Source organism: Gracilibacillus xinjiangensis (assembly GCF_042651765.1).
GTDB classification, from domain to species: Bacteria; Bacillota; Bacilli; order Bacillales; family Amphibacillaceae; genus Gracilibacillus; species Gracilibacillus xinjiangensis.
Genome location: NZ_JBHSDT010000004.1, coordinates 120,935 through 133,117, shown reverse-complemented (window position 1 = coordinate 133,117; position 12,183 = coordinate 120,935). Strand labels below are relative to the sequence as shown.

The 12,183-nt window shown below is 39.5% G+C and carries 11 protein-coding genes and 1 riboswitch; of the genes, 4 read left to right on the top strand and 7 right to left on the bottom strand.

The features are described 5' to 3' along the window. The first annotated feature begins 25 nt into the window (after positions 1 to 25). A complete protein-coding gene (locus ACFOY7_RS04955; protein ID WP_390249987.1) occupies positions 26 to 610 on the top strand; it encodes a TetR/AcrR family transcriptional regulator in 585 nt (194 codons plus the stop codon). Positions 611 to 907: 297 nt separating this feature from the next. On the opposite strand, the gene ACFOY7_RS04950 is transcribed toward ACFOY7_RS04955, so the two are convergent. The 3 genes from ACFOY7_RS04950 to ACFOY7_RS04940 all read right to left on the bottom strand — a co-directional run bounded on the left by ACFOY7_RS04950 (position 908) and on the right by ACFOY7_RS04940 (position 4,549). Then, positions 908 to 3,151, bottom strand: a complete 2,244-nt coding sequence (locus tag ACFOY7_RS04950) for a molybdopterin oxidoreductase family protein (RefSeq protein ID WP_390249985.1) — start codon at positions 3,149 to 3,151, stop codon at positions 908 to 910. Between the two features lie 19 nt (positions 3,152 to 3,170). Beyond that, the gene (locus ACFOY7_RS04945; protein WP_390249984.1) at positions 3,171 to 3,596 is read right to left on the bottom strand and encodes a hypothetical protein; all 426 of its coding nucleotides are present in this window, start codon (positions 3,594 to 3,596) and stop codon (positions 3,171 to 3,173) included. A 182-nt stretch (positions 3,597 to 3,778) separates the two neighbouring features. Continuing rightward, positions 3,779 to 4,549: a class I SAM-dependent methyltransferase gene (locus tag ACFOY7_RS04940; RefSeq protein ID WP_390249982.1), complete on the bottom strand. Its 771-nt coding sequence runs from the start codon at positions 4,547 to 4,549 to the stop codon at positions 3,779 to 3,781. A gap of 250 nt (positions 4,550 to 4,799) precedes the next feature. Further along, positions 4,800 to 4,897, top strand: a riboswitch (purine riboswitch). A 55-nt stretch (positions 4,898 to 4,952) separates the two neighbouring features. Here ACFOY7_RS04940 and ACFOY7_RS04935 point away from each other — a divergent pair. Next, on the top strand, positions 4,953 to 6,137 hold the full coding sequence (locus ACFOY7_RS04935) for an MFS transporter (RefSeq protein ID WP_390249980.1): 1,185 nt from the start codon (positions 4,953 to 4,955) through the stop codon (positions 6,135 to 6,137). Between the two features lie 345 nt (positions 6,138 to 6,482). On the opposite strand, the gene ACFOY7_RS04930 is transcribed toward ACFOY7_RS04935, so the two are convergent. The 3 genes from ACFOY7_RS04930 to ACFOY7_RS04920 form a co-directional block, all read right to left on the bottom strand. Next, positions 6,483 to 7,178, bottom strand: a complete 696-nt coding sequence (locus ACFOY7_RS04930) for an ABC transporter permease (protein ID WP_390249978.1) — start codon at positions 7,176 to 7,178, stop codon at positions 6,483 to 6,485. Beyond that, positions 7,178 to 8,026 (bottom strand): ABC transporter ATP-binding protein, encoded by an 849-nt coding sequence (locus ACFOY7_RS04925; RefSeq protein WP_390249976.1) that lies wholly within the window; start codon positions 8,024 to 8,026, stop codon positions 7,178 to 7,180. The genes ACFOY7_RS04930 and ACFOY7_RS04925 overlap by 1 nt, the downstream gene beginning before the upstream one ends. A 163-nt stretch (positions 8,027 to 8,189) precedes the next feature. Then, positions 8,190 to 9,146 carry a LytTR family transcriptional regulator DNA-binding domain-containing protein gene (locus ACFOY7_RS04920; protein ID WP_390249974.1) on the bottom strand — a complete coding sequence of 319 codons (957 nt, stop codon included), beginning with the start codon at positions 9,144 to 9,146 and terminating at the stop codon, positions 8,190 to 8,192. Positions 9,147 to 9,723: 577 nt separating this feature from the next. Here ACFOY7_RS04920 and ACFOY7_RS04915 point away from each other — a divergent pair. Then, positions 9,724 to 10,425: a DUF4386 domain-containing protein gene (locus ACFOY7_RS04915; protein ID WP_390249972.1), complete on the top strand. Its 702-nt coding sequence runs from the start codon at positions 9,724 to 9,726 to the stop codon at positions 10,423 to 10,425. Positions 10,426 to 10,428: 3 nt separating this feature from the next. Here ACFOY7_RS04915 and ACFOY7_RS04910 read toward each other — a convergent pair whose 3' ends face one another. Continuing rightward, positions 10,429 to 11,013: a Crp/Fnr family transcriptional regulator gene (locus ACFOY7_RS04910; RefSeq protein ID WP_390249970.1), complete on the bottom strand. Its 585-nt coding sequence runs from the start codon at positions 11,011 to 11,013 to the stop codon at positions 10,429 to 10,431. A gap of 437 nt (positions 11,014 to 11,450) precedes the next feature. On the opposite strand from ACFOY7_RS04910, the gene ACFOY7_RS04905 reads away from it, so the two are divergent. After that, positions 11,451 to 12,182 (top strand): TRM11 family SAM-dependent methyltransferase, encoded by a 732-nt coding sequence (locus tag ACFOY7_RS04905; protein WP_390249968.1) that lies wholly within the window; start codon positions 11,451 to 11,453, stop codon positions 12,180 to 12,182. Position 12,183: the final 1 nt, after the last annotated feature.

The following is a 12,183-nucleotide window of genomic DNA, read 5'->3' as shown; positions in this document are numbered from 1 at the left end:
AACAAGAACAGGAGAATCAATTTTCATGAAAAGAAGTAAGGAAGAAACGAACGAAACAATTAGCCAGCTCAAAAAAATAGCTAGAAAGCATTTTGCCGAGCATGGCTACTCAGCTACTGTGCTGGATGAAATAGTTAAGGAAGCTAGATTAACAAGAGGAGCAGTTTATCACCATTTTGGGAGTAAAAAAGGGCTCTTTCTCGCTGTACTAGAATCTGTTCAGAGCGAGGTTGCGGAAAAGGTTGAAGCTGAGTCAGGCAAGAGCAAGGATGTATGGGACCAGCTAATTCTTGGATGCCGTGCTTTTGTTACCACCGCTGTCGAACCAAAAAATAAACGAATCATGCTTATAGATGGACCATCAGTGCTTGGATGGGAAACTTGGCGAAGCATGGATGAACAAGGCTCTATGCAGCTATTATACGAACAACTGCAATTGATGCAGCAACAAGGGTACTTTGAATCGGTATCTATTGATGCGTTAACACATATCCTCTCAGGTGCGCTAAATGAAGCTACTCTATGGATTGCACATAGGCCAAATGTGGCAGAATCTGTTGAGGAAACGATGAAAATCATCTCTCTGTTGCTGGAAAGATTTAAATCTTGAAGAGATTGCTGCGCTGAAGACCATTCTTCAGCGCGAGCTGTCTGAAAACAGTATGATCAGCTCACATAAGGCATCTGATTAATCGGCGATAGAATACGTTCGCCTTCTATTCGTTTTACACCCTGCATTTCTGCTTGCCTCCTATTTCCAGCTGGGCAACCATAAAAGAAGCGGTACTTCAAAAAGCATCGCTTCTTATGGATAAGAATATCCCCCTAAATCAATACAGCAAGTTTTGTTCGCCTCCGCAAAGACTGATGCATGCCCGTCTTTCTATAGTCACTGCAGCTCGTTTATTTAAACAGTATGATTTATCTTTTCCAGCCGGCAGCTTGAATGCTTTAGCACTGGCTGATGGGAAAGCGGATCGACTTCATCCATTGTCATCTTGTTAGAGTTTTCTTCTCCTTCAAAATTCCCGTAATGGAACGGGACAAAGACTTCCCCTTTATTCATGATATCTCCTACTTTTGCCGGCACCTCGACCTTGCCCCTCGGGGAAACAATTCGAACCTTTTCCCCATCCTCGATTGAAAGATTTCTCGCATCTTCTGCATTTATTTCAACAAAGGCCTGGGGAGCTTTCTCTTCCATCTCTGGAATTCTTCCCGTCTTGGTACGGGTATGCCAATGCCAGATAAGTCTGCCTGTATTTAACCAGAACGGATACTCATCCCTGGGCTTTTCAGTTGGCCCGCCAAAACGGGTAACATTAAACATCGCCCGCCCGTCCGGCTGTGTCTCTTCATATTCTTCTCTCGACAATGGTCTGCCTGTATAAGGGTCCTTGCCATAGTTTTGGCAATAATCCACTGCCGTATGGAAGTGATGATCCTCATATAAACGGGTTTTCCCTTCAGGATTATCAGAAGTACAAGGCCAGCGGAGTCCGTTCTCTTTTTCCAGCCGATCATATGTCATTCCGGTCATATCACATGGACGACCTGCGGAAACCTTCTTCCATTCTTCAAAAGCCTCTTCGGGTGTAGAGTAGGATACCAGCGGGTTCCCGTCTCTATCCTTGAATTCCATTCTTCTGGCGTATTCCACCAGTATTTCGAAATCTGTTTTTACACCATTCGGCGGATCAATTGCTTTGCGGAGCACGTTTATCGTCCGATCGGCATTCTCCATCGTTCCTTCCTTTTCTCCCCACATAGCAGGTGGAAGAACCACATCTGCCACTTCAGTTGTTTCCGTTAAGAATGGATCTTGGACAACAACGAAGGGCTTCTCAAGTGCCTTTCGTGCCCGCTCCTGGTTTGGCAGTGAGACGAGCGGGTTTGTATGGATATTCCAGAAAAATTGTATCTGCCCCTTTTCCATTAATTCAAGCTGCTTGATGATACCCTTATTAGGACCGATTTCTAAATCCTCTTCCTCTACATTCCAATGTTCAGCTATTTCCTGAATATGCTTTGGATTGTTAGGATTTCGGTTTCCGGGATATGTTCCAACACCACCTACCGTCCTGTTTCCTGAAGAACTCGGCTGTCCCGCCATATGCAACGGCCCACAGCCTGGTTTCCCAATCAACCCACGCATCAAGTGGATATTATTGATGGCCAGACAAGTTGCCGTTGCGTCGCTTGACTGATATGCCCCCTGCAATGTTGTGGTCACAAGGGTTTCCGTCTTGCCCAGCTTCTCGGCAGCAAGGGCAATTTCTTCTTCCGATAATCCAGTGATCTGACTTGCTTTACCTATTGTCCATTTATAAATCTCCTGTTTAAGTTCATCCAGATGGATCGTGTGATTGTTAATGAAGACATGGTCGACCCAATCATTTTTAATTAGTTCCTTCTGTATAGAATTAAGTAATGCGAGATTTGTTCCAGGATTTAAATCAAGGTGAAGATCAGCCTCTTTGGCTGTGGGTGTCTTGCGCGGATCTACTACAATTAAGTATGGTTTCCCTGTAGTCTTTTTGCGGCTTAGAATTCTGTCCCATAAAACGGTCCCTGTCTCAGCGATATTATGACCAAACAGCATAATGGTGTCAGCTTCGTCCACGTCATCAAACGAAACCGGAACACCATCTGATCCGAATGATTCAATCAGGCACCATTCTGTTGTTGCAGTACATAAACGAGTATTGGCATCCAAGAGGTGTGTTTTCATGCCAGCTCTTCCAATCTTGCCAATAGTATAATAGTCTTCCAGAAAACCTTGTCCAGTCGAATAGATGGCAACACCATCTCCGCCTTTATTTTTCAATACTTCTTTGGATTTACGGACAATCAGATCCATCGCCTCATCCCAGCTGGCTGGTTCAAGTTCTCCTTGATCATTTCGAATCATTGGTGTGAAAAGCCGGTCCTTGCTGTTATTGGGAATCCATTGATGTTTAGCTTTCGGATCAAGTCTCCCCTTATTTATTGGATGGTCGTCAATTCCGCCAATACCAATTATTTTATTATCCTTTACGGCTATTTCTGTCCCGCAGCCAATAGAACACAGATTACATGTACTGTGCACCCATCTATCGACAGTTACATTATCTGCTAACGATTGTTCATGCATTACATTTCTATGATCCATATTTATTCTCCTTTCTGCCCTAATCCCGGTATAATGCGGGTACAATAAATCGGGTTTTTTCCCATCCACCGGCAAATTCATATAAATGTGTTACCGCTTTCGTTAATTCCTTCTTCATTTCTTCAAAGTAATCTTCCAGCTGACCCAGCTCATCTTTGTTCACATAATTATTTTGCTCAGCAACCCGTTTCCATTGCTCAAACAGAAGCTTTCCTGCCTCATCGCCTTTATATACAATATTCAGGTTTTTATGAATCTCGTCATTCATGACAGGATTCTTCTTGAGTTCGTCCAATATAATCTGAATCGCTTCCTTTTTCTCCTTAAGGAGCAGTACATATCTCTCCTCCATCGCATTTTCCCATACAGGCATTCTGTCCAGCACCCGTTCCGCCAGTCCCTGGACAATCCGCAAATGATAGGTAATTTCAGCCGCTGCGTGCATTTCATCTCCCCTCCTGCAAGATAGTTTTTGATACATTAAAAAATTCCCCTTTAGAGGGAATTAAAACATGGCGGAGTGGCAATGCTGTTCTGATTTTATTTATTTACTCCATGAGTGAATAGTGAGTGAAATTGAACATACATAAAAAGGTGAACACATTTGTCTGCCTTCACCCGTAACTTCTAGTATTTAACTGCTTTCAACAATATCGCTTCCCCTTCAAAGGATTCAACGGTCCCGTGGTTTACTTTTACACGGAATTTTTTATGGATATCAGGACCTGCTTTGATAATATAACTGTTTAATGCCTTTTTTTCTTCTTCAGGCTGCTTCATACGGTTGAACCAGCTTTCAAAAACAAAGGTTTTGCGAAAGCCGATCCACTCACTAACTTCAAATCCGTTCCGTTCAATTTTCTGCAACCATTCAGACTTTTTCCATGCTCTATGATGGCTTGGATCCCGTCTCTTTTCAATCGTATTGTAAAATTGATCCCACTCTTTATTTTCCGGCGCCACATTATCATCTAACAGGAACCGCCCTTCATGTTTTAACACACGGTAAACTTCGGCTATAAAGGAATCAATGTCCGGAAAATGATGAGGGGCAATACGGCATGTGACAATATCAAATGATTCATCAGCAAATGGCAGCTTTTCCGCATCACCTTGAACAAATGCTACATTTTTGTGCCCATTAGACACGATAAACTGTTCAGCGGCTGCTAACATTTTCTTTGTTAAATCAAAAGCTGTCACTTCTTTTGCAAAAGGAGCAAGGGCATTGGCCGTATGTCCGCCCCCCGTCGCAACGTCGAGAACTTTCTCTTCACCTGTTAAATCTGCCATCTTCACAATGAATGGGAGGTCGGTTCCATTTCGGTGAAGTTCACTTAACACGTAATCCCCTGCCGTTTTTCCAAACTGGTCTTGAACTTTTGTTTTAATATCCACATTTTCCCCTCATTTCCTGTTCTTTTTTCTAGCTTCACTCTAATGAATGTATTTAATAACACAGGGAAACCATTTCACTTTAACTTTATTTCAGTGTAGTGCACGAGTGTTCTAATCAACATAAACAATTAATTATAACAACAATCTTTTTGTTTTTTCTATCCTTAATCAGAAAAGGATGCTTATCGTCTCTGATAAAAATAGTACTTGAAAAAAAGGATAGCAGGTAGTAGAATATTCAAAGTGCTTTACTCTATAAACTAATATTACCTGTATAACCTCAGAATATGGCTGAGGGTCTCTACCAGGAACCTTAAAATCCTGATTACAGAAAAATGAACCGTTCATTTTCTGTAATCAGGATTTTTTATTTTTAACTTTCAGAAAGGGTGTAATATAACAATTGAATATAAGAGTTTTTATATTGGCATTATCAACCATTGCAGTAGGATTGGTAGAATTAATTATTGGCGGAATACTCCCAAATATTGCGAATGATTTAAACATATCTATTAGCTCTGCCGGACAACTTATTACGATTTTCGCACTTATCTATGCAGTTGCCGGTCCTGTTCTACTCGTTATAACTAGTAAGTTGGAGCGAAAAAAAATATACCTGATTTCCTTGTTTGTTTTCTTTATCGGGAATATCATGACATATTTCAGTCCAAATTTTACTTTTATGATGATTGCGAGAGTTTTAACAGCAATGAGTACAGCACTTATTGTTGTATTGTCATTGACTATTGCTGCAAAAATTGTTTCACCAGCACATCGGGCAAAAGCTCTTGGTCTTATTTATATGGGGATTAGTTCATCGCTTGTCATGGGGGTGCCACTGGGAATTCTGATCTCCGAAAACTTTGGCTGGCGTATCATTTTTCTTGGGATTGCTGTTTTATCCGTCGGTTCCTTTATTTTAATATCCATCTTTCTTGAAAAAATTCCCGGTGAAAATACGACACCACTTTCCCAGCAATTAAAGGCAGTGAGCAGCTTTAAAATAGGCAGTGCACATCTTGCCACACTGTTTATGCTCGCAGGCCATTATACGCTTTATGGGTACTTTACTCCATTTTTGGAATCAGAACTGCAGCTTAGTTCTAACTGGATCAGTCTTTGTTATCTATTGTTCGGAATTGCAGCTGTAAGTGGTGGCGCATTTGGTGGAACGCTCTCCGATTCAATTGGAACACATAAAAGCATTATTGCTGTTATTGTTTCATTTGCTGTTGTGCTGTTCGTCTTACCAATGACTACTTTTTCACTTATTGTATTTATCCCTGTTATGATGATTTGGGCGGCTCTGAGCTGGAGTCTGGCTCCGCCACAGCAGAGCTATCTGATTGAAACAGATCCTGAGACGTCTGATATTCAACAAAGCTTTAATAATTCTGCATTGCAAATTGGTATTGCTGTCGGGTCAGCATTTGGCGGAATCGTATTAAAACAAACTGGGACTGTTTCCTATTCAGCATGGTTTGGCGGTGCTCTTGTCATTATTTCATTGCTCTGTGCAGTCTTTTCTTTAAAAAGAAAAACGACTGTAAGCAAGAGTGGCATTGGTTCATCAGCTTTAAGACAATAGAATATGTGAAGGAAATGAAAGCAGCTTGGAACCAGTCTCTGAGCTGCTTTTTTTAAGAATCCAATGAAGATGATATTTGAAAGCAGTTTCCACGAATTTTACCAAGACGCCTTTACCAATGGAAATTCCCATCAAGTGAAAAAATATAGAAATTAGACATCAACATATAACTTTTCATTTATCAAGAAGGCGACCTTCGTCTGGAAGAATCGCCTTTTATAATAATATTCATCACTTAATTAATATGCAGTTGCATTTTTAATCACTGGCACGACATAACTGGATCCTTGAAAAAGCAGGAGCGATTCATATTTTTCCATTTACAAAGAGAATCCGCTCTTCCACTCAGTCATCCGTTTTTTCCTTTTTGAAGCAGATATATGTGAAGATTGCTGCAGCCAGAGTCCATATTGCCAAAACTCCCATTGGCATCCAGGATTTCGTTTCATGCATGTTGATTAACTGCATAAGTGGGAAGAGATCTGCTATTTTAATCGCGATATTGTCCTCTCCAAGACCAAGAAAACCAATCATTGGGGTGAATCCAAATAAAAACATAACAGGCATTAGATAGGCAGACGTGGCAGCAATTGACTTTGTGAATAACCCAATTCCAATACCCAGGAATAAAAAGAATAGAAATAATTGAATTAAGCCTAGGATGATCTGTACTTTCAGAAATGGCTCGATGCCGACGAACAACAGAGAGAGCGTTAATGCTATGAGAGTCATAAGTCCAACCACAAGGCTTTTACCAATAATAATATCCATAAAAGAGGCCGGTGACATCATCAGCCCACGTAATGTCTTTTTTTCATTTTCCTCCGCCATCATTGTCATCATGCAGCTTGCTGTTACAGAAGAAAAAGTGACACCGACAATCAAATATAGCATCGGAGCCGGCAGTCCTTCATCCCCGCCCAGACGACTGTAAATTAACGATAGTATAATAGGAATGGTCGGCATCGTCAAAAGCATCATATTCTTCATAAAATCTTTAAAGTCTTTTTCAAAAATGGCACCTATACGCTGTGTGTTCATTATACAAGCTCCTTCCCGGTTACTTTTAAAAATATCTGCCCAAGTGTGGGATTATCCGAATGAATGGCTTTTACTTGCCCACTGGCAATTAAATCCCTTATTTTATCTGCATTCTCTGCCTTATTTTCAATTACCAGCCACTCACTGCTAAATGTTTCCACATGAAAGGCATGTGTCGAATATTTATAACGAAGCGCATCCGGGCTGCCCAGCTCCTGAATTTTCCCATTGTTTAAAAAGGCTACCCGATCACACAATTCGGTTGCTTCCTCCATATCGTGTGTCGTTATAAAAATCGTTGTTCCAGCTTCATTCAGTTTCTGTAGCCCACGTTGGATATGTGCTGCATTTCCCGGGTCTAAAGCGGAAGTAGGTTCATCTAAAAATACGAGTTCAGGCTGGTGAATAAGTGCTTTTGCCAGCAGAACACGCTGCTTCATTCCTTTTGACAATTTTGACACTACTTTGCTGCGTGCCTCTTTTAAATTTACTTCATCCAGCATGACATCAATTCGTTCCAGTGGGGCATCATACAACTTACAAAACAATTTCAAATTATCATATACAGTAAGACGTTCATACAATGAACTATTATCAGATAAAATTCCAATTCTGGATTTAAAATCAGCCGTTCCAAATGATCCAGCATTTGTATCTAATACACTTACTTCCCCTGCTGATTGTCCAAGCTCACCTGTTAAGATTTTTATAGTTGTAGTTTTACCTGAACCACTTGGTCCAAGCAGACCAAAAATTTCTCCTGGCTTTACATCGAAACTGATATCTTCAATGGCCGTATGTTTACCAAATACCTTTCTAAGCCCAGTAACTTTAATTGCCTGTTCCAATTGAACTCCTCCTTTAATGTTCTGAGCTTATCGTATACCAGATGATCTGTGTATGCAGTAAAATCAAGGTGAGATGTACTAAATAAAGACTGAAATGTACCTGTTTTTTCTCGAATGAATCCTTTCAAACAATGGTTGAGTGCACATAAAAGCCGAATGGTACCTATTTCAGGTTAAACATATCCTGAATACCTTGTATTTTTGTCCGTGATAACGGAATCGTTGACTTGACTGGATTATCCATTCTAAGTGAATATGTATTTTTCGACCATGTAATGATTTCTCGTACTTTTTGTAAATTGACTATGTAGGATCTGTGGCAACGGTAAAACCCATATACTTCTAATTTCTTTTCTATTTCAGCCAACGTCGAATCAAGTGAAAACGATTCATGATTAATCACAATGCTTGCTTTTCCATCCTGGCTTTCAATATAATCAATTTCCATCGGATCGAATAAAATGACTTTATCCTCTATTTTTGCAGGGATCTTGAATAACTTTGCTGTAGATAAAGTAGAAGCAGGTTCGGCCTCAGGTGTAATCTCATCCTTTTCACCGGTATCCACTTCCATTTCCTGCAGTCCTTTTTCCTGCAGCTTATAGGCGACATCGCTCAAAAGCAGAGCATGTTCCATATTAGATACTAAAATAAGCGCCGGCGTTTTGTTGTCTGTTATTTTTTTTAGCATATTGATAAAGGTATTAATCGTTTTGATATCTACACCATGAATCGGTTCCTGGAATACCATCGGATGTGTATCCATCATAAAATACTTTGCATAGTATACTCGTGCCATTTCTGACTGTGAGCATTTTCTTAAAGGCTTTTTGGCACACGTCTGCAGTTCAAAGCTGACGAGAATTTCAGGCAATGGGATGGAACAACCGAACCATTTATGATAGAAAGTGACATTATCCATTACTGTCAAACGATCATATAATCCTTCCTTCCGATTAAACACGGTGATATCTCCATTATGGAGAATTCCATCGATCAATTCAGTCTGCATATCTGTGTCACTATAAATGGCAGTCGTATATGATTCATTTAAACTTAGAGAAATCGGCGGTAATGTCCCGCTTTTCACCGTTTCACAACTTAATATAAAACCTGTCATCTTGCTGACTCCTTTTTTCTGTATAATCCTTGTATTCATTTACAATAAGGTAATTGCGGTCTTCTTGTCGTTTCATTAAATACTAGTATAGCGAGATATGCGGCATTTGAACACATTAATTTGGTTCCTTTTACACAAATTTGAAAATGGGTCTCTAAAATGTATATTTATAGTGGGGTTTTTGAAAATAAAAAAGGAATGATTTATTTATCATTCCCTTTTCTCTATGAATAGAGCAAATATGTTATTTGGACGTAATTTGGTTTCTACCAATTACCTTTAATCAGTTTCTTTCATACTTTATAAGATGGATTCGTGCTATTGTCTTTCCTGACAAATCCTGCTAACGCTGGTTACCCCATTTCAATTCAACCATAGGGTATTATAATATTTATTCGTACTTAATAATCTTCAGATCATCAGCTGATCCATATTTTACCCTCCAACCCATCCACCTAAAAAATGTGTTTTCTTTTTTATTATTATTTTTATGAATGCTCATTGACTTAAATCAATGCGTGACTTTTCATAAGCAAATAAAATACAAGAAACAGGTTAATGAAGGAGGATGTTAAAAATGGTGACGAGTGAACTTAAAAACCAGCGGATAGTAACTCTTATCACTGGACTATCTTTACTAATGATGGCTTGTGCTGCATTTTTCGCCACGGGGGTTGTGAATGAAAGACTTATCGTACAAGAGGATCCTGATACAACCTATCAACTTATCGCAGCTTCTCCAGTCCTTTTTAAAATTGGAATTGCTTGTTGGCTGGTAATCCTTATTACGGATATAGTGGTTTCCTGGGGGTTTTATATTATACTAAGACCAATTGATAAATCCCTTTCCTTAGTCGGTGCATGGTTTCGGTTAATTTATACGGCTATATTAGCCATTGCAATTCTGCATTTATTAATGGTGCAGCTTTTAACAAGTAGTACAGGCTTAATAGGTGATGAGCAAACACCGCTCCACACATTGTTCTATTTAAATACTTTTGATGCCGTGTGGAACTTTGGGTTGATTATTTTTGGCTTTCATTTACTAATCGTTGGTTACATTGTGCTTCAATCGTCTGTCATACCGAAAATTATTAGCATTCTATTACTTATTGCTTCACTAGGTTATATAGTCATCCAGCTGTGTATAACCTTTTTACCAGAACTGGATGGGGTCATTCCCATTCTTGAATATATATTTACTCTGCCAATGATTATAGGAGAATTAGGATTCGGATTATGGTTATTATTCAAAGGAGGGAAGGTCTTAATATCCTAACACCTAACTGGTACGATTATTGACACGCTTTCTAATTCTACTTAAAGATTCGGGTGTCATTCCTAGATAACTTGCCAATTGATGTTGGGGCACTCGTTGAATTAATGTAGGCCGCTTCACTAAGATGGATAGATAGCGTTCCTCTGGTGATAAAGAGATGAAGGTTGCAAAATTATCCTGAGCTTGACCAAATGCTTCCTCCAACATTTTTCTAGTCATCGTTTCTAACTGATTGTACTCATTAAACATTTCCTCTTCTTCATCTAAATCACCGATGACCAGAATGGAATCTTCTACACAGGTTAAGGTGTAGGCAGAAAAGGTTGCCTCTTTATCATGATTGAACAGAGAAATAGCTTGTTCCTCTGTGTAGAAATTGGATGTCGTTTCTTTTCCCATTTGGTCCAGTGAATACTGTCTGATACATCCCTGCAAGACGAAATAACACTTGGTGGGAGTATCACCCTGTCTAAGCAGGTCTGTCCCCTTCTTCACCTCAACAATATGTAAACGATCAATAATTTTTTGCTGTTCTTCTTCTTGTAGTGAAGTAAATCGGGACATATATTTCTTTAATATTTCACTCATTTACATTCCTCCAATCTGTTGTTTCCAAAGGGCACACTTGGTAATGCCTTAAGAATGTTGTTCTATAAAAAGATTACATCGATTTGTTGGTTATGTCATCATATTTTCATTTAATCAATTACTCATTTGCCGTTATAGGGATTTTATAAGGTATAATGGGTTTAATAATATTTGATTTGTTATCAAAGAAAGGCCAATAACCAAATATGACAAAACTTAACTTGCACCCATCAGAATACCTGTACACCTACACACATGCTCTCGAAGAAAAGTCTCTCTGTGCATTGGAGCAAAGAGCTCTCTTCGGAGAAGAATCCGATAATATTATAAAAAGCACCAAAAATATTGATCCAAGCCGGAGCCCGTTTATAAAGGGGCAACTCTCGGTTCTTTTCAAAGGCGAATCTATTCAGGCAATCGCTGAAAAAGTTCACCAGTTGAGGCTTAGTGACCAAACCTTTAAGGTACTTTACATAAAAATAAATGACCTTTCTAGTGAACAGAAAATAGAATTTGATGAACAGCGGATGATTGAAAAAGAGATTGGCTGGAATGTCAACGGAAAGGCGAAAATGAAAAACCCTGATATCCTTTTCGGTATTGTACCATATAAAGGGCAATGGTATTTCGGCACTTACCAGGAAAACGAGTCTGTATGGTTGCATCATATGAAGAAACCGCAGGAATACTCGACAGCAATCAGCACACGCTTGGCCAGAGCCGTTGTCAATATCGCAGTTCCAGACCCATCAGGAGTCCGCGTCATCGATCCTTGCTGCGGAATAGGTACGGTACTTGTCGAAGCACTCTCCATGGGAATCGATATTGTTGGCTCTGACCGCAATCCCTTAGTAGTTAAAGGGTCCAGAGAAAATATCACCTATTTTAACTATGACGGAATAGTGAAAGTAAAAGATATTGCCGAGGAAGAAGGCCATTATGATGTGGCAATCATTGATATGCCTTATAACCTTTATTCTAAGGTTACTCAGGAAGAGCAATTCACTATCATTAAGCATGCGAAAAGAATAGCGGACAGAGTGGTGATTCTTACCATTGAAGACATGGATGAGATGATTTTGTCGACTGGTTTTACGATAGTCGATCGATGTGTTGCTAATAAGGGCAAAAAAGCGCTTTTCTCCAGGCAGGTTATTGTTTGTGAATAAG